Genomic DNA, 24,282 nt, shown 5'->3' with positions numbered 1-24,282 from the left:
AATTCTTTTATTTTTAATTGTTAATTTTAAACTGTCGATTGTTTACTGTCCATAATAAGCGTTAGGGCCATGCTTGCGGTTGAAATGCTTTTCTACCAACAGCGGATTCATGGTCAGTTTCGGATTGACGGCATAAGCAATGCTTGCCATCTTAGCCACTTGTTCCATTACCACTGCATTGTGTACAGCATCGTGCGCATCTTTTCCCCAAGAGAAAGGACCGTGATTCTTTACCAGTACTCCCGGTGTATGTACAGGGTTCAGCCCTTCAAAGCGCTTCACGATTACATTTCCGGTTTCCATTTCATACGCTCCTTCCACTTCTTCCTTTGTCATATCTGCCGTGCAAGGTATGGCATCGTGGAAGTAATCTGCATGTGTCGTTCCAATATTCGGAATGTCACATCCAGCTTGTGCCCAGGCAGTAGCGTAAGTAGAGTGGGTGTGTACCACGCCGCCGATTTCAGGGAAAGCCTTGTAGAGTACCACGTGGGTAGGTGTATCTGAAGACGGTTTCAATCGTCCTTCCACTACCTTGCCGTCGAGGTCCACCACCACCATGTCTTCCGCCTTCATATCGCCATAACTTACACCACTGGGTTTGATGACTACTAATCCCGTTTCACGGTCGATAGCCGATACATTTCCCCAGGTGAAGATAACCAGTCCATGCTTCACCAGTTCAAGGTTGGCATGGAATACCTTTTCTTTCAGTTCTTCCAGCATAATTTATAATTTAAAATTCGGTGCCTTGCGGTATGCCTTTTCATTGAATTTGTATAAGGCAGCTCCGCGTTTGGAACCTGTTTTATCAATCTTATCTGTTTTTTCAATGTAGTCCATTTCGGCTATCCGTTTACGGAAGTTACGCTTGTCTATCTGTTCACCGTAAATAGCTTCGTAGAGGCTTTGCAGTTGAGACAGCGTGAATAACTTCGGTAACAGGTTGAAGCCGATAGGCTCTGTGGATGCTTTCTGTTGCATCAATTCCCGTGCTTGTTTCACCATTTGCGGATGGTCGAAGATCAAAGGCGGTAATTCATTGATGTTTACCCAGTAGGCATTATGCTGGTGCACCAGTTCGCGGTCGTACTCGTTGATATTGATCAATGCATAGTAAGCAACTGAGATAACCCGTTCTCCCGGATCACGTTCCACTTCGCCGAACGACCCTACTTGCTCCATATATACATTTTCCAAACCGGTGAGCTCCGCCAGTACACGTTTGGCAGCATTATCCACACTTTCATCTTGTTGCACGAATCCACCCATCAGAGACCATTCTCCCATTGCCGGTTGAAAGTTTCGTTTCAGCAATAGCAAGTTCAGTTCTCCTTCGTTGAAACCGAAGATGATGCAGTCGATACCAACGTAAAAGGTAGGATTTGAACTATAATAGTTATTTGTCATATACTTTTAGTTACGAGCTACAGGCTACAGGCTACAAGTGGGCTGCGCTATCATGCCGGATGGCACTCGTCGCCTGTAGCTTGTAGCTATTTTACCAGAAATAGATATAGAATGCGGCAGTGATACCCAGGATAATAACCGTATGGATAATATCCCAATGATTCCAGCTGGCGCGTGTCTCTGCCAATTGTGCCGGGGTGGAGGTACCGAATACCAATCCTTGTATCTTTTCTTCAGACGGTGCTTTCGTTGCCAGACTGACTACTATCACTACAATGATACAGAAAAGGAACATCCATCCGCAGAAGAACAACCAGTTCATATCATAGAATAGATATTTGAATGTACCACCGGCCACATCTCCTGCATTACTGTAATATACTTTTGCTCCTAGACGTGTCAGGCCGATTACCATACCGGCGATCAATCCCCACATACCACCTTGTGCAGAAGTACGCTTCCAGCAGATACCCAACAGGAAGGCTGCGGCGATACCCGGTGCCAATACAGACTGTACGTCTTGCAGATAAGTATAAAGTACATCACCTACGCTACGCATGATAGGTATCCACAAAATACCCAGAATTACAATCACTACAGTTGCCATCTGACCGATAACTACCAGTTTCTTTTCAGAAGTTTTCGGTTTAAAGCGTTTGTAGAAGTCAATTGTAAACAGCATGGCGGATGAGTTGAACAAAGACGCCAATGAGCTCATCAAAGCTGCAAGAATACCGCAAACCACCAGACCTTTCACACCAGCCGGCAACAACTTGGCTACCAGTGTCGGGAAAGCTGCATCGGCATTGGCGCTACCATTAGCGAGCATCGGCAAGAAACCTTCACCACCTGCACCGAGGTATTTCTGATGAAGTGCGAAAGCAATCATACCCGGAATCAAGAACAAGAATACAGGCAACAATTTCAGATAAGCTCCGAAGATGGTACCGCGGCGTGCTTCTTTCTGGTTTTTACCTGAAAGAACGCGTTGTACGATGAACTGGTCAGTACACCAGTACCAGAAACCGATGATAGCTGATCCGATTAATGCTCCCAACCAAGGGAAGTTCGGATCACTATTGCTACGGATTAATTCCGTCATGGTGTTGCCCTGATCATTAACAGTCACCGCACCACAAATTCTCATCATTTCGTCCCATCCACCCAGTTCTCTGAAACCGAGTACAAGGATAATCAGTGAACCTAACAACAAAATCGGTGTCTGTAATACAGAAGTATAAAGTACTGATTTCATACCACCGAAGATTGTATATAATGCAGTGATCAAAACCAGACCGATCGCTGCAATCCAGAAGAAATCGATTCCCCAGAGTTCTTCAATGCCGAATACCTGTTGGAATACCAGACCACCGGCATATACCGTAACCGCTACCTTAGTCAGTACATAACTGATCAAGGAGATTACAGACAATATAGTACGGGATTGCGGGTTATAACGACGTTCCAGGAATTCCGGCATCGTATATACCATACTTCTTGAATAGAACGGTACGAATACCCATCCCAAAATGAGAATCATCCATCCCTGGATTTCCCAGTGTGCCATAGCCATACCACTGGATGCACCGGCACCTGCCAATCCGATCAAGTGTTCCGAACCAATGTTCGATGCAAAAATAGATGCACCAATAGCAATCCACGTAGCGTCACGTCCACCCAGAAAATAGTCCGCTGAGTCATTTTGTTTCTGTTTGACAACCCAAACAATAATACCAATCAGAGCTAAAGCGAAGACTCCAATTACGATCCAATCTAATGCTTCCACAATTCTAATATTTAAAAGTTAACTATTATTTCTCTACTGAGAATTTGAAAATACATTCGCTGTTGTAAGTTTGTCCCGGCTCCAATACCACGCTGGGCCATTCCGGCTTATTAGGACTGTCGGGATAGTGTTGTGTTTCCAGGCATACGGAAGCACGTTGATTATAAGTAATGCCTTTTTTGCCTGTTACAGTTCCGTCCAGGAAGTTGCCGGTATAAACTTGTATACCTGGTTCGTTGGTATATACTTCCAGAGTGATACCGCTTTCAGGTGAAGTCAGTTTTGCAGCTAATTGAGCAATGTCTCCATTCGTATTCAGTACCCAGTTGTGGTCATAGCCATTTCCGTTTTTCAACTGAACGAAGTCGAAGTTTGTGATGTCTTGTCCTATTGTTTTAGGAGTAGTAAAGTCCATCGGAGTATCTTTCACTGTTACGATTTCTCCGGTGGTCATGAAAGTACTGTCTACCGGAGTGTAATTGTCTGCATTTACATATAAGATATGATCTGTTGCAGCTTTTGAAGGATTACCGGATAAGTTGAAGTAAGAGTGGTTAGTCATGTTGATGACTGTTTTCTTATCTGTAGTAGCGCTATACTTTATATCTATAGCGTTGTCATCTGTCAGTTTGAAAAGAACTTTGGCTGTTACATCGCCGGGGAAGTTTGAGTCACCGTTCGGTGAGATACGAGTCAGTTCCAGAGTCGTTTCATCAATCGGATTGGCTTCATACACTTGGTATTGCCAGCCTTTAGGACCACCATGCAAGCAGTGTCCGAAGTTGTTTTGTGGTAATTGGATCGTGTCTCCGTCTAATACGATTCTTCCCTGATTGATGCGGTTTGCATAACGGCCGATAGAAGCGCCGAAGTCACTCGGGATGTTTACATAGTCGGCAATGCTGTCGAAACCCAGAACAACGTCCTGCATATTCCCGTTTTTATCGGGAACCATAATAGAAACGATACGACCACCGAAGTTAGTGATGCACACTTCCATGCCCGACTTGTTCTTTAAGGTGTAAAGATCCGTTTTGGCATTGTTCACTTCTGTTTGAAAATTCACCGGATTCAGACCGGACAAAGTCAACTCCTGAGCTGGCTTGTTATTGCACGCAGATAACATCAGTGCGGCAATCCCTGCAAGTAGAAAACTGTTTTTCATGGTTCTATTTTTAATGTAAATGAGATAATTATCCGATTTTGGGTGTAAAAGTAACACTTTATTTGAGTGTATTAACTACACCTGTATATGTTATGTAACATAAAAGTAAAAAAACAGACTCAGTGATTGGGAATTTGAGGCTGTTTTTAGAGCTCAGATTCACCCCCTTCCTACCAAGTCCGTATCAACTCCATACCAACTCCCTACCAAGTCCAAGTGTATAGATACGGAGCAGATACGGACTAGACACGGCTCAGATACGATTCGGATATGGATGGGAACTTATCTCATTTTTTCTTTTTACCCCAATATGTTTTACTGTTGGTATATCCTGCATAGACAATTGTGTGAGTTCTCGGACTGGCTTCCCAATCTGCTTCTCTTTGCAGGCATACTTCTACTCCATTGCTGAATGTGATACGTTGGTTGTCTGTATCATAGCTCCATGTTGCGCCTTTCCAGGAACCATCGGTTACTTTATGATCGGCAGAAAGTGTCATTGTATTGGATGTTTTCTGTTTTCCGTAAGAGTAGGAGAGATCTATATGTTCCCAATTTCCAACCAGCTCATTTTCTGTAATGGGTACCAGAGGTACGGCGCCGTAACGTTCCGGCATCACTACCGGCCATCCTGTACTCGTCCATTTGATAGAGCGTACATGTCCCATCATCACGGCATTACTGCTATTGATGCTTGGTACATCTTTAGGTAAACGTCCTTGTGAGGCATAGTACCAATTTCCATTTCCATCGTCAAAAATAGCACAGTGAGAAATACCTACCCATCCATTGCTGTTGCTGAATTTGTAGGGATGTGTAACGATGGGGAGCATTTCGCCGCCAAATCTGGTAAGATCTGTACCGTCAATGCCTAAGTAAGGACCCAGAATATTTTGGGAACGACACACACGTGTATTATAAGGTACATCTAAAGCATCATAAGCCATGAACAGATAGTAATATCCGGTGTTTGGATTATAAATGATTTCCGGTCCTTCAGATCCCTGCCAGCGATCTCCTATTTTGCGGGTTACGAGTAACTGTCCGTAAGAAGCTATATCGGCTTCCGTTCCCCAGGGATTGGGCAATACATTAAGTGGTTTTCCGGTGGTTGCATCTACTTCCAATGCTGCGATACCACTATGCCATGAACCGTAAACCAAATAGTGTTTACCGTCTTTGTCGATAATATAACTTGGGTCGATTGCATTCCATTTATAGTAACAGTTTGCCCAGTCATTTGCCTGAACGTTATAATTTAATCCTTTATCCGAAGCATTGGTAATGACGTATCCTTTATCTTCCCATCCTTCATTATTGGCAGGATCAGAATTTTCCATCATGCCGATAAAGGCACGTTCCCCCCAGGTTCCTTCGCCGTTGAGCAGGCCTGGGCAGACGATGGAGTAGTACATGCGGTAAAGACCGTTTCTGACTTTCCGGACGCAAGGTGCCCAATAACCAAAGTCTTTAGTATCAGGCTGAACGTCACTCAGTCCCATGCTAGCACGTATTTCATTTAATTTAGGAATAACCCAATTGGGTAATGCTTTCATGGTGCCTCCCATGTATTCCCAGGTTACCAGATCTTTGGAACGGCGGCAATGAAAATGTCCGCCGGCTTCATGTGCATTACCATACGAAGCATCTGTCTGGTACATATAATAGTACCCATCTTCGGCTAATACTACACTTGGGTCATGCACGTTGGCTAAATTCCATTGATTTCTGTTGTTCCAGCCTGCAATATTGGTATAATCGTCAGAATAGGAAGGGGCTATATATTTGTCCAATTCAGAAGTAACACTGCGGGATGCTGTAGTGAATGTGATTTCTGATGAATAAACCGGGTTTCCATTCGCTATGGTGGCGAACGCCCTGGCGTAGTATTTGGTTTCGGGATCAAGTTCCGATAACGTCAGATTGAGTGACAGACCTGCACTACTCATTTCAACAGTCCGGTTGGATATTGTCGGATTAGATTGAGTATCATAACAAATACCTTTCTTTAATATTGCGGAGGGGGTATTTGTCGTGATAGTCGCAACAACAGTTGCTTTATCATCCGTAACATTTGATACAGAAGGGGCTGAAATAGAGATCGTTGTTTCGTCAGTGTCGGGCTCATTGCTTTCACTGCTGCATGCTCCTGATAAAACTAAATAGCTTGCCAGTAATAAGGTCCATTTGTAGAGCTTCATAAGTAAATCAGTATTGGTATTAGTTGTATAAAGTGTAAATTACGGGTTACAATAAAAAGCCTGCGCTTTTGGTTTGTAACCCGTAATGAATATAGTTTTATTCAGCAGGAGTTTCTATTGTTCCAACTGTCATTTCCACTTCCGGCGAATATATTACACCATCGGGATAAAGGGTGGCAAACGCCCGTACATAATATACGGTGTTGTCAGTAAGGTCTGTCAGTGTAGCTTGCATCTTTCCGTTTTCGGGAAGTGTTTTCACTGTAGCGCTATAAGTCGTCGGGTTCTTTGAAGTACTGTAACAGAATCCATAAGCCATGACTCTGATAGTGCCTTTATCCAAATCTTTCTGATTGACTATAACATCGGAGGTTGCAATGGCGGTGGGAGCGGCAATCTCTGTCAGCGCAGGAGCGCCGAGAGAAAGTGTGCCGCAATTGTCGTCATCATCGTCACAGGCGGTAAAGCCGGTAAGTAATGCGCAACTCATCATTAGTATGTTTAACCATTTATTAAGTTTCATAATTTTAGAGTTTTTAGATTATTCAGCAGGTGTTTCACTCTCGTTTCCACTGCCGGAAGTGGAACCTAATTCCCAACCGGAGTTTTGTTTCAGGTTAGGCAATCTCTTGATTTCAGCATCCGGTATCGGGAAGTAGTAGTTCTTCGGGCTGTTGAAGGCACGGGATGTGTGCATTTCGGCAGGACCGTAATTGAATACTGTACTTTGCGCAGGGGTTACAGACACTCCATAAATGTTGTAAACCTGTTGGTAGTATGGCTGATTCCTTTCGCTGGCGGCAGTTTTGCCCTCAAAAAGTTTCCAACGGCGTTCGTCGAAGAAACGGTGGTCTTCGAAGCAAAGCTCGATGCGGCGCTCGTTGCGGATGCGTTCGCGGAATTGCGACTGGCTCATTCCGCTGTATGGCGGCATACCTACACGGGCGCGCACTTCGTTCACATACTGATAGGCATTTGCCGGGCCTTCTGCTTCATTGATAGCTTCGGCGGCATTCAGCAATACTTCAGCGTAGCGGAAGATGGGGCAGGCATGTGTGTATGTGGTCGGGCTCTTGAATGACATGTTATTCAGGAATTTCTTTGTGTAGTACCCGGTCAGGGTTCCACCATGCAATTCATGGTAATCCTTACCCGAACCATAAGTAACGTCCACTTCGCGCTCTTCATCTTGTTGCGAGTCTCCCCAGATAGAACCGTGGTGCAGAATGGTTTGTTCCAGACGTGGGTCACGGTTGGCATAAGGATTCTGCGGGTCGTAAGACGAATCCAGATTTATAGGCAGGCCATTTTTGGTTTCATAACTGTCCACCAGATTTTGTGTCGGATTTGTACGTCCGGTTGAGTTTACGCTTCCGCTGAATCCGCAGGGAGCCAGGAACAGTTCAATTTCACGAGTTTGCCACTCCGAACGGCTTAGAATATATTCGTTGTTCAAGTGGGGCGTAGAAATGAAGCATTCATAATAGTTCTTATTCGGATCATTATTTGACGTAGTATATAGTTTGTACGGATTACTCTGGGTTTTGTTTTTGGTAATAAAGTCCGTAGCGGCTGTTGCAGCTTCTCTCCACCAGGAAGCGTCGTTGTTCGGGTTGTGTAAAGCCGACGCTCTGTACAATAAGGCTCTTGCTTTCAGAGCGTATGCTGCTGCGCCATTCACACGTCCCCAGTTCAGTTCCTCTTGTGCATACCGGAAAGGCAGTACATCCTTTATTTTATCACATTCGTTGGCAATCCATTTCAAGGCTTCGGCGCAATCAGTACGTGCCATGTTCATCTGTTCCGGATTGGTATATTCGAAAATGACAGGTTCGCCGTTCTCGTCTTCACCGATAATAGGTATATCACCAAACCAGCAGGCCTGATCGAAGTGGAAGATAGCGCGGAGCAGGCGAGCTTCGGCCATATACCGGTCGTACAAGTGATTGTCATCGCCATCCATTTCTGTGTTCTTCACTACACTTTCACGGGCATACTTCAGGAATGTGTTGGCTGCACGAATACCTCTGAAATTTTTAGGCCAGAAGTCTTCTGCAAACGAATGTTTGGTTGCCGAATAAGCGTCAGTCAACACACTGTGATAGTAATGCACACTCCAGAAAGAGAGTGCATTATCAGTCATACAGTCGCGTGATGCACCCCGAAACTGGCCATCTGTATAGCCTACAAACGCATCCGGAAGATAGGTATATATATTTGCCAGAAAGCCGCGGGTATTCTCGAATTTCTGGAACACTTGTTCCGCATCCAAGGTCAAGTCTACCTCTTTATCCAGGAAGTCGCTACAAGAGGTGAAATTTACAGCCAGCAATGCGGCTGCCATATATCTAAATATTTTTTTCATATCTTTTCTGTTTTTCTGATTAGAAACCAATGTTTATGCCGAATGTAAATGTACGGGTTTTCGGATACCACCATACGTAGCTCATCGGCTTTTCCGGGTCACAACCATCGGGTACGCTGCTCCATGTGCAGAGGTTGTATCCGCTGAAGTAGAGACGGCATTTGGTCAGATTGGCCTTTGCGATCAATCGTTTGGGGAGCGAATAACCTACTTCAACGTTGCGCAGTGACAGGAAGTTTCCGTTTACAATCCAAATGTCGTTTTGGTAAGTTCCCGTATCTCGGTCACTGTCAATGGCGTTGTAACTACCGTAAGTAGGACGCGGATAGGTTGCATGTACGTTGCGAGAATCAAGCGGATCATCTGTATAGTAACCCCAAGTTTTTACAACTTCGTGAGTACCTTGATTACCCCATCCGGACCATGCGACAGCTGGAGAAAGGAATACGTCACGGTTCAGATAGGCGGTGAATACGGCGCGTGCATCGAAACCTTTCCACTCGAAGCCGAAGTTAAGAGTAGGAATCAATTCGGGGATAATGGTATAAGTATCCGGTATCATATCGTTAGAGTCGATCTGACGGTCGCCATTTAAGTCCTTGAATACGGCTGTACCCAGTTTCTGCGCACCATTGGAAGCTGCGTTATACGGATATTTCTCCGGATGGTCGATAGCATCTTGCTGGCTGGTTGCAATCAGGTTGGCGTCGCTGGCCCATTGAGTGAACTTGTAGCGGTTCCAGCCGCCGACACCATTGTTGAATGAACTTTCATATAAACCGGCAACAGAGGTGTAGTCGTAGATACGATTACCTGTTTTGCGTTGCCACTCCACATTGGGCTCTGTTTCGTCCATTTCGGTGATTTTATTGGTATTATAGGTCAGCATACCTTCAATGTAGTAATTGAAGTCGCCGATATGGTGACGATGACCGAGTGTTACTTCAAAACCTTTAGTTTCTGCTTTTCCATAGGAGTCTTGTGCTACAGAGATTCCCAAAAGAGAAGGTACACTGGTACGAGTAACCAGAATGTTAGAGCGCCATTCTTTGAAAGCATCTACTGAACCATAGAGCTTCTTATTCCAGAAATCGAAATCCAATCCAATATTCAGCATGTCCGAAATTTCCCATTTGTTATTGGCATTACCGGCCATGGTTTCCGCAAATCCATTGACGTAAGAGCCTGAATAACCGAAACCGTAACCGGTGGCGGAACCATACGTGTTTTGATAAGCATAACGTCCCCCACCAGTGGTAGATTGTCCGGCACGACCATAAGAAGCGCGAAGTTTCAAGAGGCTGATATTCTTATTTTTCAACCAAGGCTCTTCGGAAGCTACCCAACCGGCGGATGCGCCGTAGAAGGTACCCCAACGCTCGTCTTCTCTGAAGTTATCGCAAGCCATACGTGATATGTTCCCGGAGAAGATATAACGGTTGGCATAATCATAAGTCACTTGTCCGTTGTATGAAAGATAACGGTTGGAAGATACATATCCGTTTGGTTGGTTACGGTAAGCACGTGCGAAAGCGCGGGCTTCAACCGTGTGCTGACCGAATTTGTTGCTGTAGCCTAAACCTCCCATCAGATTCAGGTTATAATAGAATTCACGTTGATTGGGGGTCGGATCACTCAATGCGGAATAGGTGGTGTACTGCGTATATTTGAACTGTGAGGGGTCAGTTACATCCATATTCATATAATCATAGTTATACGAGTTGACACTATTCCTCTGAGTGGATTCGAAGGTTTCGTAAGAGTCGAAACTGATTGTTGCATTCACTTTCAAACCTTTCAGTATAGAGCTTAAATCACCGTTGACATTCAGCGTAGAGTATAGATTACGACGGCGATTCTTTTCCTGACCGGAAGCGGCAAGGTAACGGCCGGCATTATTGGCGGTACTGGATGCGTAAATCTGTCCATTCGGTGTATATACCGGTTCCATAGGGTTGGCTTCAACAACTCCGAATGTAGCCAAATTGAACACACTTTCCGTAGGTTGGGTAATGTTGTCGATACGACCACCCAGGTCAAGAGATACATTGAGGTATTTGGTTACGTCAATATCAATGTTTGAGCGCAAGTTCCAACGGTTCAGCGTATGACCTGTATTGTAATTTTTGTTATAGTTAGTCCACTTCTCGTTCCACATACCTTCCTGGCGGAGGTAAGAGAATGATACATAATAGCGGGCACGCTCATTGCCACCGCTGATTTGCAGGTTGGTCTTGTACATGGGAGCCGTTTCGCGATAGAGCTCATCGGCCCAGCTGGTATTGAAGTATCTATACTGGTCAATTCCTTCAAGTGTTTCTCCATTAGATACACGACGGTACATTTCAATCTGTTCATCAGTGTACATAGGATCTTGTCCATCCAGGTATTTCACCCGGTTACGTGTCAGAGCCATGTTGTAAGAATTCTGATTTTCCATCTTGTTGCTCAACATTTGGAAACCTACTTCCTGAGTGAAGTCAATGTTCGTCTTTCCTGCACTACCGCGTTTGGTAGTTACCAGGATTGCACCGTTTGCACCGCGCATACCATAGATGGCTGTTGCGGCAGCGTCTTTCAGAATCGTGATGTTTTCGATAGGGAATGCATCGAGGAAAGAGAGGTCACGTTCCATATTGTCTACAATAACCAGTGGAGCACGGGCACCGCTGTTCATTGTGCGAATACCGCGGATGTACATGGCCGTTTCCGTCCACCCCGGTTCACTGGACCATTCGTAGGTTTCCATACCGGTAACGGTAGATGTGAATGCATTCTGTAGTACGGTGATAGGGTGTTTTTGCAATTCTTCACCGGTCACCACAGAGGTTGATTCGGTGACGAGTTTTTTAGCTTTGCGCCCGAATGCCACAGGAGTGGTGTGCAGGTATTCATCAATATCTGATTCCAGTTCTATTTTGAAGCCTTCATTGAAGTCCGCCGGCACTTGTGCACTTTTAAATCCTACGCTGCTGATGCATATCTCATCGGATGCTTTTACATTCTTCAAACTGAAGTAACCGTTCTCATCGGAGAGGACAATACGGCTTTCTTCGGCAACGTTTACCACAGCCCCGGCAATAGGATTACCTTCAGCATCTACAATGCGTCCTTTCAGTGTCTGCGCATTTTGTGCCCAGACAGTGCTTGTAGCAAGGAGTAAAGTTCCCAGTAGCAGGGCTTTGCCTGCTCCGGTCAATTTCTTTATAATATGATTCAAATTATACATACTTCTATATTTGATTTAAGGATTACCATTCTGGATTGTTTTCAATTCCTGTCTTCCAGTATTCCCCTTCAGGAATAGGATAGAGGTACATCTTCTTTTGGAATACGCGTTTCTGAGCTACTTTGCGCGTGATGGTTCCATTGGAGGCTACATCGATGCCGATGATGTCACGTCCCAAAGCTTCTTCAGCCACATTCCAGCGGCGTACATCCCAAGCGCGATGCTCTTCGAAGGCCAATTCAACAGTACGTTCCTTGCGGATGAAGTTGCGCATCTTTTCTTTGCTGTTCAAGTCTGTACGATCAGCAACATCTCCTGTGATACCTGCACGATGGCGGATCAGGTCGAGCTGATCATATACTTCCTGGCAGGGACCTTGTACTTCGTTCAGCGCTTCGGCATAATTCAACAGAATTTCCGCATAACGAATGATGGTCCAGAGGCGGCGCGAATTACCACTGTGGTTTGCGCTCAATATGGTTTCCGGAATATATTTGCGAACATAATATCCGGTTGGAGTGGCATTGGCGTTACCTACAGGATTATCGCGCTGTCCTTTAACTACATTGATTACACCGCTTCCCCAAGATACACCATTGTAAAGAACGGATGCTGCCAAACGTCCGTCACGGTTGGCCCACATATTGGCATCGCTGTAACCGCTTGCCGAATTAATGCTTGGGTTAACACCATTATAAACCGGAGCTCCGGTTTCGTCGTACTCTTGGAAAGGTGAACTGCCGTCAATCATGTCATACATATCCACCAGATTCTGCGATGGGCAGAGACCACCGTTACCGCCTTCACCTACCGGAGTATCATTCGAGATGCCGCCCCATGCAATAGTTCCATCGTTGCGATAGAAGATCATTTCCTTGTTGGACTCTGTATATGGGGTCAGTAACCAGGCATTGGTTAGTGCGGTTCTTGAATCCGTACCTTGCATCAGTGAGTAGTCACTGCCATAAGTATCAATGAAACCTTTTGCTGCATTGGCTGCCTGTTGCCAGGTGATACCTGATTCGCTGCTGTAGCGTGGGCTTGCCATATAGAGCATGATACGGCTATATAGCGCACGTGCCATGGGTTGACCGATGCGTCCGGCGTAAGTGGATTTGGATGCTTCGGAATAGACCATCAGACCGCTTTCGCATTCGTTCAGTTCTTTCAGAACGAAGTCTACAACGTATTCCTTCAGGCTTGGGCGGGTGGTATAGTTACTCAGTAAATCACCGTTAGGATCGAGAACTTCCGTTACAACGGGAATCGGTCCGTAGCGCAAGAAGAGTTCCCAATAGAACCAGGCACGTAAGAAACGGGCTTCGGAGATGACGTAAGACTTGTGCTCAAGATAAGTAGCTTCTGTTAAGTCCGGATTTTTTGGTACACTTTCTATGCGCGTAAGTATCATGTTGCATTTACGGATACCGCGATAGTAGTGTTCCCAAGTGCCACTTAGTTCGGCTGAACCGCCACTACCGTAGTAGTTGCCTATATTGAATGTAGTGCGTACACCACCGGTTGCGTAACTGGTTTCGGCCAGGTCGGTAGCTGCATCCAACCAAGAATTGTTGATGCGGCAGGCGCCGTGACGCAGGAAGTTGTAAGTGTCGTAATGGAACTGTAGCATCAGGTTCCAGTCGCTGAACACTTCTTCGCCCGTCAACTCATTACTGGGTTGTTTGTCGAGAAAGCCTCCAAACATATCTTCGCAGGAAGTTAGTGTGGCGGAAGCGATGCTCAGGGCAAAAATGCCATATAATAATGTCTTTTTCATTTTCTATCAGAATTTAATGTTTACACCAAAGTTCACAGTCTTCATAATTGGATAGCGGTTGGAACCGTTGCTTTCCGGGTCACAGAGGTCGTCCAGATGATCCCAAGTAATGAGGTTGTTGCCGTTTACATAGAGGCGGCAGTCACTCATACCTACTTTTTCCACCCATTTGGTAGGTAAGGTATAGCTCAACTCGATGTTCTTCAGACGTATGAAAGCACCGTTCTTCAGGAAGAAGGAGTTCTGGCGCTGATTGTGGTCACCGTAACTGTCGTAGTGGAGCAATGGGTACTTGGCACTTGCCAAGTTCTCGGATTCCGACTTAGCTGGATTCCAACGGTCCAGATGGTGTTCTTTCACCTTACCGCCACTGACGAAAGCATACATAGCTTCTGCATCGTAATAGCGGCTTACATGATCGACGCCTTGGAACATTACACTGAAACCAATACCCTTGTAATTGCATCCTAAAGTAAGTGCATAGGTGTTTTCAGGCACATCGCTATAACCGATGAATGTTTCGTCTCGTTCGTCAATAAAACCATCATTGTTCATATCACGGTATTTCAAGTCACCTACCTGTACATTACCAAAGGTCGATGTCGGGAAATTAGGATCTGCCAAATCAGCGGCAGTCACGAATCCGTCACTTACCAATCCGTAATACTGACCGATAGGATGACCTTCGCGTTTGCGATAATCTGTTTTCAGTGCCGGTTCATCCATGTTCTTAATTTCATTCTTTGCATGAGAGAAAGTCAGGCCGACATTGTATTGAAAGTCCTTGCCGATACGGTTGTTATGTTTCAACTCAATTTCAAAACCACTATTGACGGTTTCACCCAAATTACCGGCTGCCATCGTTACACCTACCCATTCCGGACGTGTCAGGTAATTGGTCAGGATATTGTTACGGCTTTCGTAGAAAATGTCGATGTTACCATTCAGTAATCCGTTCCATAACCCGAATTCTAAACCGACATTGTACTTATGGGCACGTTCCCAAGTAACGGCATAGTTAGGATATTGTGTTTCGTAGATGCCGGACTGACCGCTGGTACCGAACATATAATCATTACTGATCTGGCTCCATTTTTCCTCATAGAGGAAGCGTTGGGCCACTCCATTTACGGTGTATACGTCATTACCAACCTCACCGTACGAGGCACGAAGTTTCAGGTTGTTCAACCAGTCTTTAGTACTCTCCATAAAAGATTCATTGCTGATACGCCAACCTAAAGAGAAAGCGGGGAAGAAACCGAAACGTTTACCTTTCATAAAGTTCTCCGAACCGTTGTAGCCAAAGTTTACCTCGGCCAGATAACGATCGTCATATCCGTATGTGGCACGGCCTACCAAACCTTGGTAGCGCTTAGCCAAATCGGCTCTGTAGCGATAATCATTCTGGTTGTAGAGCATCATGGCTGTCACATCGTGTTTGCCGAACTTACGGGCATAGTTGATTTGAGCTTCCATATAGAGCTTATAAATCGTGTAAGAGTCTTTGCTGCCGGCCATTTCGCCATCAGTATTGAAGCGGTTGTAAGCATCGATGTTTCCGAAATCATCACGGTTGTTCAGCTCATAAGTAGCGAAACTAGCTCCGTATAGAGTCTTGTCGTAAGAGTCGTAGTCGAATGAGGCCATACCCTTTACGCTTAATCCTTCAGTCAGCCAATCCATCTTGTAATCGAGGATGAAGTTGGTTTCGTTGATGGTATTGGTGGCTTTGTAATAACCGCCTTTCGTCAGAGACGCTACGATGTTGTTCTGATACTGTGAGCTACCTCCATAGATTGTTTCTTGTTTTTCACCGTTTTGTACTACTGTAGATACGGGGAAGAGCCATCCGGGAGTATGATTCATTTCATAAAATATCTGGCTATAATTAGCACTTTCGGTAGTATTGGAGCCTTTACGCTCTTCGAAACGGGTACCGAAGTTGACAGAGAAAGTCAGGTCTTTCGTCAAGAACAAGTCCATATTGGCGCGGAATGCATAACGACGGAAGCTGGGACTTGAAGAGTTGCCATACTTGTCGTTGCTCAGATTCTTAATCAGACCTTTCTGGTCGTATAGTTCACCGGAAGCATAGTAGCGCATACGTTTTGTACCACCCCGCACGCTAACGTTGTAGCGTTGTGCCGGAGAAGAACTTTTCAATACTTCGTCATACCAGTTCACATTGGGGTAGAGCATGGCATCCAAACCGCTCAGTTCACCGGCGCATGACTTGCGATACATTTCCAGGTCACTGGCAGAGAACTGTGAAGGAAGGCCGTCGTTAGCGAGGGCTTCTTCCAGCAAACTCACTGACTGGTAAGAGTTCAGGTAAGTATCTGTGCGTGTCGGACTTTGAATCTGCCAGTTGGCGGTCAGACTTACTTCAGGCTTTTGCTCTCTACCACGTTTGGTGGTAATCAACATTACACCATTTGCACCACGTACACCATAAACGGCTGTTGCCGAAGCATCTTTCAATACAGAGATTGTTTCAATGTCATCCGGAGCAATCTGCGAGAATTCACGCTCCACACCGTCTACCAGGACAAGCGGTTGCGCATCGCCGGCAAATGTGGCGCGGCCACGGATATAGATTTGTGTATCGTCCGAACCGGGAGCGCCGGAAGTCTGTGAGGTAATAACACCTGAAATTTTACCGGCTATGGCCTGGGATACGTTGGCGGCAGGTGATTGGAGCAGTTCTTTGGAAGATACTTGTGAGATGGCACCCACTACGCTCTCCTTTTTCTGTGCACCATAACCTACTACCACTACTTCTTCCAGCATCTCAGAGTCTTCCTTCAAAGTGACTACAATAGAGCTTTTCCCATTCAGGCTGATTTCTTGTGTCTGATAACCAACGAACGAAATCAGTAGCGTGGCATTAGGATTGCTGACTGTTAATTTGAAATTACCGTCAAAGTCTGTAATAGTACCATTATTGGTAGTACCTTTTTCAAGTACACTGGCACCGATGACAGTTTCTCCGGTGGCATCTTTCACTACGCCTGTCACTTGCTTGGATTGTGCAAAGAGCATTTGTCCGGTCAGCAGGAAGGCGAATGCCAGCAACATACCCGCCAAGCGCGGGGCTGCTGATATTGTGATTTTTTTGTTGTCCATAATATATTCTTGTTTATAGAGGTTATTACTTGAATAACGGAGTGTACAGATAGCAGTTGGATTTATCCATCTTGAGATGAGCTCCATCTACGATAAGGAATGCCCGTACTGTCTGGCTTCCGTCACCGCAATCTGTCACAAAAGCTTCTTTATACACGTTGCCATTCTTGGCGGTAGCTATTGCAGTGGTTGTCACCGTAGCACTGTTACGCTGGATGTCAATGACTACTGTGGCTCCTTCCATGTCGGTACGGAAAACATCCCAGTCGCCGTAGCCCTCGCTGGTCAATGTGCCCGAGGCATAACTGTCACCCCATCCGTAAAGGTCAGAACGGAGGACGAAGTATTCGGCATAGTCACTTTCACCCCGTTCGGCATCGGTGCAGAGGCAGATATTCCAGTTATTCCAGTTGCCAGCGCCACTGGTGTGGTTCTCGAATTCGAGACGCAAATTCTGTCCAACGGGGATCTGGAAATAGTCTGAGAATTCCGTCCACCAGGCAGCCGAACAGTCTTCGGCACCGATAGTAGTCTTTGTCAGTGGCACTGTGGTCAATGCTGTGGTTTCTTCGGTGTCGAATACGATATGTGAACCATCCATTATAAAGAAGGCTCGGACTACTTGTGTGCCGTCACCGCAAGTGGTGGTGAAAGCTTCTTTGTAGACGTTGCCGTTGATGCCTTTGGCCACTGCCTCTACAGTCACCGTTGCTCCGTTGCGTTGGACGGTCACAGTCACTTCTGCGCCTTTCATGTCAGCACGGTAAGCGTCCCAGTCACCGTAGCCTTCGCTGGTCCATGTACCTGAGCCATAGCTGTCGCCCCATCCGTAAAGGTCGGAACGGATAACGAAGTATTCAGCATAGTCACTGCCATTCCGTTCGGCATCGGTGCAGAGGCAAAAACACCAGTTGTTCCAGTTGTTAGCGCCGCTGGTGTGGTTGGTGAATTTGAACTTCATGTTGCCGTCGGCGGGCATCCTGAAATAGTTGGAGAATGCTGTCCACCAAGCTGCAGAGTTGTCTTCTGCGCCTACAGTGATAATAGGATCTCCGACAAGATATTCGAATGCTCCTTCGCCTCCCAAACTAGGCATGGCTTGTTGTGTTGCAGTGATTTGGTTACGGTAGATGGTAATGTCGTCTATCCACATTTCTTGGGTTTCAGTGTCCGAACCATATCCTATATATATATAAGGTACACTTGCCATGAATTGTACGATCTTGCTGAAATCGAAATCAGATTGTTGTACTTTCTCGTTGAGGCGTTGGTTGCCGTCCACAAATATGCTGTAACCGTCATTGCGTACACTTATCGCTACATAGTGCCATTCATCTGTCGGGTTGAGCATACCGGTTTTTACCGATTCGGGATTAGTCGCTTCGTACTCTCCGTCTACGGCTTCATATTTCAGCCATCCGTTGGCGGTAATGAACATCCGTTGTGCACCGTCCGAACTCTGGAAAGAGATAAGTGCGCCTGTCAGGTCAGGGTCCAAAGTTTCTTCGGTTTCCGGGTCTGTCAGGAGAGCTTGTTTAACCCAGAATGTGATGGAAACTCCGTTTTGTACTTTGTAACTGTTCAGTGGATTGAAAGTACGAGCATAACCGTTGGGGAGATGTAATACTTGCCCGTGGTCATTGTCGGATTCTACAACTGCCACTTCGCCTCCGTCATAGGCGTAATAGTTAAAGGTTGTGGGGTCGAATCCTTTTTCATCTTCTTTTTTTGCCGGTTCGAAATCGATTTTGGATACCTGTTCCAACTTCGGGAAAACGTCACTTCCCGCCGGAGGGTCCATTTGCCCCCAGTCTTCGCAGGCTCCGAATGAAAGGACTGTAAATGCCGCCATGATGAGGGACGGCCACTTTTTTGTCTTCTTCATAATACAGATATTATTGGTTTAACAATTAGTTATTCTACTTCCCAGATGTTAAGTAGTGATGCAAAAGTACGCTCAAACATGCTTACAGAGGTGGACAAACGAATTTTAGAGGTGGACAAACGAGTATTTGAGTGTAGAAACTACAATTATTATAATATTTGACTTATATGGGATCTTTTTATATAGATATTCGTACGTAACTCCTTAAAACCTTATGAATTATTTAGGCTAATACAAATGATTGAATGCATAGACCGGAAGTTTAAGATGACTTGCTATTTGCCGGCATCGCATACTTACTTTTTTCGCATGATATGAAAATGCAGCTTGCTATAGTTGCAACGGCGACGATATATTTATCCTATCAATCACGTAGTGTAAGGAAATTGAAAAAACTGTGACACAAAATGTTTCGCCTGTTGAAACAAAGTGTTTCTCGGTGTGAAACAGAGTGTTTCTCGGTGTGAAACAAAGTGTTTCAAGCAATGAAACAAAGTGTTTCACCTATTGAAACAGTCGGTGTCGCCTGCTGGAACAGAAGACGGTATGCGCGGAGACTTTTGCGAGGTCTGCGGGAAATCACCCGCAAAAAGGGTGAAAAAGAGTTAAAATGATGCGTTTTTCGTATAGATTCGTGCAGGAAAGCTCCATTTGGCAATTATTGCTCTACTCGCTATCAATCAGTTAGATAGGTTTGAATATTGTAAACATTCGCTGCAAAATTAGTGCTGGCAAACTGTTTGCCAGCACTAATTTTCAGGTTGCCAGCACACCGTGAAATGCCGATCAATAAAGGGTTTGAGGTACATCTGTGCTGGAGTGCTGGCAAATTCGCGAAGAACTCTCTAGTATAAGTACTCATGCAATTAGCTTATATTATCTGTTACTCTCTGTCATCCTGAGTGGGAATCACTCTGAAAAAGCGATGAGGACTCAGCATGACAGATACTCCCATTATATAAACTAATTATACTCATTTACTTAACTTGGATGAGCGTGCAGCATCTATATATCGGACATGTAACACTTCTAATGCGGATATAATACGTTATGTATATGAAGGCTTATTCTTCGTTATTCAACAGTTCACTGGGTTTCATGTTGAACTGCTTGCTAAAGCAGCGGGCAAAGTATTTGGGATCATTGAACCCCACCTCGTACGCTATTTCCGCAATATTCATCTGCTTTGTTTCCCGGTTTTTGAGAATCAGTTCCCGGGCGGTATTAAGCCTGTAATTGCGGATAAATTGCCCGGCCGACTGTCCGATGAGGCTTTGAAGTTTCTTGTTCAGCAAACTTTTACTTACCCCGACAGCTTCGCTGAAGTCGCTGACCTCAAAGTAGGGGTTTTTATAATGCTCTTTGATGACTGCCATCACCTGGTTGATGAACTTCTTGTCTCCCGATTCCTCCTCTATATTCAGTGCTTCCACATCCATGCTTGCTTTGAATTGCCGTTGGTAGCGTTTCCGATTTTCCAGTATGTTCTCGATGCGGGTTAATAAAAGAGTCTCATCAAAAGGCTTAAGCAGATATTCGTCCACTCCTATGCGGTAACTTTCGAGCCGGGCTTCCGGAGATGTTTTGGCGGTTAGCATCAGGAAAGGTATGTGTGAGTTGGTGAATGTATCTTTCACCCGCCGCGACAGCTCAATGCCATCCATCACTGGCATCATCAGGTCGCTGACAATGAAATCTACCGGTTGATTGTTCAATACTTCAAGAGCTTCCGCACCATTGGCAGCTTCGAGCACATTGTAGTAGTCGCGGAGGACGGAGCGGATATATCCTCTCATATCTGCATTGTCTTCAACGACCAGAATGGTCAGAGCTACTTTTTCTTTCGGTAACTCGCTGTCGGCTGTTGATGATAGGGCCGGCTGTATGTTGTTTTCAAGGATGATATTGTTGTTGACGCCTTCTTCTTCCGACAACGGAAGCAGGATGCGGAAAGAACTGCCGGATGTATGGTTGTTGCGGACCGTTATCTTTCCGTTGTGCATCGTCACGATGCGTTTGCAAAGATACAAGCCGATACCTGTGCCGGTCTGTCCGTATACGGGATACTTCACTTGCTTTTTCGATTGGTAGAAGCGATTGAATATCTGCGCTGCGTCTTGTTCCGGGATGCCTGTTCCGTTGTCACTGACGCAGAGATAAAGGGCTGCTTCCTGGTCTTCTTTGGCCGGCAGCGTGGCTATGTATATGGATATCTTTCCACCGTCGGGGGTGAACTTAATGGCATTGCTCAACAAGTTGGTGATAACCTTATGCATGGCTTCTTCATCATAGTATATTTCGGGGTTCTCCATGCGGAAATAGCGCTTTATTGTAATATTCCGTTCTCCCGCAAAAACTTCGAAGGGCGTAAGCAATGAATTCATGAAATTCATGAAATCACCTTTGGACTTGACTATATCCAGTTTCCCGGATTCTACTTTCCGGAAGTCCATCAACTGATTGACAAGTGACAGCAGGTATTTGGAATTACGTTCCACAAAGTTCAACTGCTCTATTACCTGCGGATTATAACTCAGCTTGAGGGCTCGCTCTATGGGACCGATAATCAGGGTGATCGGTGTGCGGAACTCATGTGTGATATTCGTAAAGAAGGCAATCTTATCCAGTGTCAGTTCCTGCACTTTGCGTGCCATGCGGCTTAACTGGGCTTTTTGCCGGGTAATCTTCTCATTTTGTTGTATCAGTGTCCTGTTCTGTCTGGAGAGCTCTTCCGTCTGGTTTTCCAACAGTTGCTTTTGCTGTTCCAGCTGGTAGGTACGCTCTTCTACGGTGCGGTGCAGCAATTCTCTTTGTTGCTTGAAGTTGCGTATGCGCCACTGGTAGATCTGCCAGGTGGCAAGCAAGGCCACACCGATAAGTAGTAATATAAACCAGGTGGTTTTGTAGAAGTAGGGCAGGATGGTGATTTTGAGTTGTGTGATGTTCTCCGTTCCATCCCCTCCGTCAGGAGTATATTTCACTTGCAGGGTATAGGTTCCCGGGCGCAGGTTCGTATAACTGGCAAAACGCCGGCTTCCGGGTACTTGTATCCATTTATCTTCAAAACCAAGCAGACGGTAGCTATAAGTTGCTGTATTGTCCGGTTCGAAATTCAGGGCTGAGAATTCCAGTGAAAAAGACTTCTCTTTCTCATGAAGCTCTATTTCCCGGGTAACGGCAATGTCCTGGGACAGGTATTTATTTCCGGGAAGAATATTCTGGTTTCCGATTCTCAACCGGGTAAACTTGACGTTGGCCGGTTGGATAACAGTAGACGGGAAGTTGCTTTCAATGGCAGTAAGCCCTGCCACAGTGCCGAAATAGAGAGTCCCGTCTGAGGAATGAAATGAGGCATTCCAATAGAATTGGGCGTCGGGCAGTCCGTCTTGTTTAGTGTAATTGGTGAAGCGGTTCTCTGCCGGGTGATAACAGGACAGTCCATTGTTGGTTCCTATCCAGATGTTGCCGTCGCTGCCTTCCTGCATGCTCCGGACGTTGTTGTTGATTAAGCCCTCGGAGGTAGTGTAGGGAATAAACTCTTCTTTGCCTTGTCCGTCGACTTTTCTTTTATAAATGCCATATCCATTGCTTCCCAACCAGAGGGTTCCGTCTTTTGTTTGGCAGAAGCAGCGGATTTTCTCTATCAGTTTTGATTGCGGGTTATCCAGTTTATAGTTGATATGCCGGTATTGGAACTCTCCCTTTTCTGATTTTGGGGAGCGGGAATGCAGGTCTACAATGTATACCCCTTCCGTACTGCCTATCCATAATTTATCTTCTTTATCGATGATGGCGCCCAGGCAGTCGCGAAGGTTTTCCGCTGTATGGTTGGCAAAAGGAGATATGAACTTTTGGGTTGCCATATCGTAGAAAAAGAGTCCCCGGTTGGCACCTACCCACATCCCATTATTGATAGAATCATAGATGAGTACTGCAATGAAAAAGAGTGGAAATCCCGTTTCCGGATGAGTGAATATCACTTGCTGCGGACGGTTCAGCGCTTTAGGGTTCATGATATTGATTCCGCCGCCCCAGGTACCTACCCATAGCCGTCCCTGATTGTCGGTTTCGAGGCTGCTGACGGAGTTATGGCTTATTTCGCCACGTTCCCATCTGTAATGCACAAACTGATCTTTATCCGGTTTCTTCAGGTTCAGTCCCCCTTCTACGGTGCCTACCCATAAATTGCCTTCTTTATCCTCGTAAATGGTATTTACCGGATTATCGGACAGACTTGATGGGTTTTCTTTATCATGTATGTAGTTGTGTATGAATAAACGTTTGGGGGTAAGTTTGTTGATGCCTCCGCTTTCAGTGCCGATCCATATATGCTTCCCGTCTACCTTTATGCAATTGATGAAATTGCTGTTCAGCTGGCTGTTGCCGGTTGAGTTATGAGTAAGGCGCTCAAAGTTGTCTGTTATAGGATTGTAGATGTTTGCGCCGCGAAGTGTCCCTGCAATCAGTTGTTTGTCATTGGTGATGGCAAGGCTGGTCAGATAGTTTTGTGACAGGGAATTCGGGTCATTGGGCAGGTTCTCGTACATCTTTATCGTATTGTTGTTTTTATTGTAGCGATAAAGCCCTATGTGTGTGCCTATCCATACTTCATTCTCCTTTGCCAGCATGTCTCTCAGGTAGATGTCGGGCGTGAAGGTGAGTTTTTCGGATATATGATTTGTCTCTAATCCCCCCTGATTGTTCGGGCTGATCTTGTAGATTGTGCTGTTTATTGCTGTCCATATCTTCCCGTCTTCATCGATATCTTTTAGTACAAGATCCGGTTCGGTTAGCTCTGGCAGCGTCAATGTAGATAAGGTTTCTACGTCTCCCTTTGTGTTGAAGGTTATCCGGTGGAGTGCGTTGCCGCATTGCAGCCATATACAATTCTGTGAATCGAGTATCACGGTATAGGCAGGCTGGTTTAATACATCTGTCAGAAGCCCTTGGGGATCATTGGGGATGATGGATTGCAAGGTCGACAAATCAATAATGTCCGTGCCTCCTTCGGACACAATCCAAAGGCGCTGATAGTTGTCCTCGTATACATTCCGAATGAAATTGCTTTTGAGTTTGCAATGGGGAGTATTGGGGTTGAAATGAATGAATTCGTAACCGTCATAGCGTGAGAGTCCTCCTCCGGAAGTAGATATCCACAGAAAGCCCCGGGTATCTTTATAAATATCGTCGATAAAATTATAAGGAAGTCCATCATCCATAGTGATGTACGAGATATTATACCGATCGGTAAAACGTTCTTGCGCCTGCAAGATACCGGGTATAATAAAACTGGTATATATAATAATAAGGTGTAACAGGCTGTGTCTTTTCATATTAT

12 protein-coding genes are annotated in these 24,282 nt (G+C 45.4%); all 12 read right to left on the bottom strand.

Annotation, left to right across the window (positions count from 1 at the left end; genetic code table 11):
* Window positions 1-42: 42 nt before the first annotated feature.
* The 12 genes from DW036_RS05985 to DW036_RS05930 all read right to left on the bottom strand — a co-directional run bounded on the left by DW036_RS05985 (window position 43) and on the right by DW036_RS05930 (window position 24,277).
* Window positions 43-726: an L-ribulose-5-phosphate 4-epimerase gene (locus DW036_RS05985; protein WP_118462128.1), complete on the bottom strand. Its 684-nt coding sequence runs from the start codon at window positions 724-726 to the stop codon at window positions 43-45.
* 3 nt (window positions 727-729) lie between these two features.
* A complete protein-coding gene (locus DW036_RS05980; protein ID WP_118462126.1) occupies window positions 730-1,410 on the bottom strand; it encodes an NUDIX domain-containing protein in 681 nt (226 codons plus the stop codon).
* 91 nt (window positions 1,411-1,501) lie between these two features.
* On the bottom strand, window positions 1,502-3,196 hold the full coding sequence (locus DW036_RS05975; RefSeq protein WP_022392534.1) for a sodium:solute symporter: 1,695 nt from the start codon (window positions 3,194-3,196) through the stop codon (window positions 1,502-1,504).
* 25 nt (window positions 3,197-3,221) lie between these two features.
* Window positions 3,222-4,361 carry an aldose epimerase family protein gene (locus DW036_RS05970; protein ID WP_118462124.1) on the bottom strand — a complete coding sequence of 380 codons (1,140 nt, stop codon included), beginning with the start codon at window positions 4,359-4,361 and terminating at the stop codon, window positions 3,222-3,224.
* A 287-nt stretch (window positions 4,362-4,648) separates the two neighbouring features.
* Window positions 4,649-6,562, bottom strand: coding sequence for an arabinan endo-1,5-alpha-L-arabinosidase (locus DW036_RS05965; protein WP_118462122.1), 1,914 nt, complete (start codon window positions 6,560-6,562; stop codon window positions 4,649-4,651).
* 97 nt (window positions 6,563-6,659) lie between these two features.
* Window positions 6,660-7,085 (bottom strand): hypothetical protein, encoded by a 426-nt coding sequence (locus DW036_RS05960; RefSeq protein WP_118462120.1) that lies wholly within the window; start codon window positions 7,083-7,085, stop codon window positions 6,660-6,662.
* A gap of 18 nt (window positions 7,086-7,103) precedes the next feature.
* Window positions 7,104-8,927 carry a RagB/SusD family nutrient uptake outer membrane protein gene (locus tag DW036_RS05955; RefSeq protein WP_118463106.1) on the bottom strand — a complete coding sequence of 608 codons (1,824 nt, stop codon included), beginning with the start codon at window positions 8,925-8,927 and terminating at the stop codon, window positions 7,104-7,106.
* A gap of 19 nt (window positions 8,928-8,946) precedes the next feature.
* Window positions 8,947-12,156 (bottom strand): TonB-dependent receptor, encoded by a 3,210-nt coding sequence (locus DW036_RS05950; protein WP_118462118.1) that lies wholly within the window; start codon window positions 12,154-12,156, stop codon window positions 8,947-8,949.
* A gap of 22 nt (window positions 12,157-12,178) precedes the next feature.
* Complete coding sequence (locus DW036_RS05945; protein ID WP_118462116.1) at window positions 12,179-13,933, bottom strand: RagB/SusD family nutrient uptake outer membrane protein; 1,755 nt, start codon at window positions 13,931-13,933, stop codon at window positions 12,179-12,181.
* Window positions 13,934-13,939: 6 nt separating this feature from the next.
* Window positions 13,940-17,011, bottom strand: a complete 3,072-nt coding sequence (locus DW036_RS05940) for a TonB-dependent receptor (protein WP_118463103.1) — start codon at window positions 17,009-17,011, stop codon at window positions 13,940-13,942.
* A gap of 73 nt (window positions 17,012-17,084) precedes the next feature.
* Window positions 17,085-18,944 (bottom strand): hypothetical protein, encoded by a 1,860-nt coding sequence (locus DW036_RS05935; RefSeq protein WP_118462114.1) that lies wholly within the window; start codon window positions 18,942-18,944, stop codon window positions 17,085-17,087.
* A gap of 1,064 nt (window positions 18,945-20,008) precedes the next feature.
* Complete coding sequence (locus DW036_RS05930) at window positions 20,009-24,277, bottom strand: two-component regulator propeller domain-containing protein (RefSeq protein WP_118463100.1); 4,269 nt, start codon at window positions 24,275-24,277, stop codon at window positions 20,009-20,011.
* Window positions 24,278-24,282: the final 5 nt, after the last annotated feature.

It is taken from the genome of Bacteroides sp. AF39-11AC (assembly GCF_003474285.1).
Taxonomy (GTDB): domain Bacteria; phylum Bacteroidota; class Bacteroidia; order Bacteroidales; family Bacteroidaceae; genus Bacteroides.
Note: the sequence above shows the minus strand (reverse complement) of the source record. Positions and strands in the feature narration are given on the sequence as shown.

What these genes read in the sequence shown, in the direction of transcription:
- DW036_RS05985 (WP_118462128.1), bottom strand. Translation starts at nt 726, where the DNA reads ATGCTGGAAGAACTGAAAGAAAAGGTATTCCATGCCAACCTTGAACTG.
- DW036_RS05980 (WP_118462126.1), bottom strand. Translation starts at nt 1,410, where the DNA reads ATGACAAATAACTATTATAGTTCAAATCCTACCTTTTACGTTGGTATC.
- DW036_RS05970 (WP_118462124.1), bottom strand. Translation starts at nt 4,361, where the DNA reads ATGAAAAACAGTTTTCTACTTGCAGGGATTGCCGCACTGATGTTATCT.
- DW036_RS05965 (WP_118462122.1), bottom strand. Translation starts at nt 6,562, where the DNA reads ATGAAGCTCTACAAATGGACCTTATTACTGGCAAGCTATTTAGTTTTA.
- DW036_RS05960 (WP_118462120.1), bottom strand. Translation starts at nt 7,085, where the DNA reads ATGAAACTTAATAAATGGTTAAACATACTAATGATGAGTTGCGCATTA.
- DW036_RS05955 (WP_118463106.1), bottom strand. Translation starts at nt 8,927, where the DNA reads ATGAAAAAAATATTTAGATATATGGCAGCCGCATTGCTGGCTGTAAAT.
- DW036_RS05950 (WP_118462118.1), bottom strand. Translation starts at nt 12,156, where the DNA reads ATGTATAATTTGAATCATATTATAAAGAAATTGACCGGAGCAGGCAAA.
- DW036_RS05945 (WP_118462116.1), bottom strand. Translation starts at nt 13,933, where the DNA reads ATGAAAAAGACATTATTATATGGCATTTTTGCCCTGAGCATCGCTTCC.
- DW036_RS05940 (WP_118463103.1), bottom strand. Translation starts at nt 17,011, where the DNA reads ATGTTGCTGGCATTCGCCTTCCTGCTGACCGGACAAATGCTCTTTGCA.
- DW036_RS05935 (WP_118462114.1), bottom strand. Translation starts at nt 18,944, where the DNA reads ATGAAGAAGACAAAAAAGTGGCCGTCCCTCATCATGGCGGCATTTACA.
- DW036_RS05930 (WP_118463100.1), bottom strand. Translation starts at nt 24,277, where the DNA reads ATGAAAAGACACAGCCTGTTACACCTTATTATTATATATACCAGTTTT.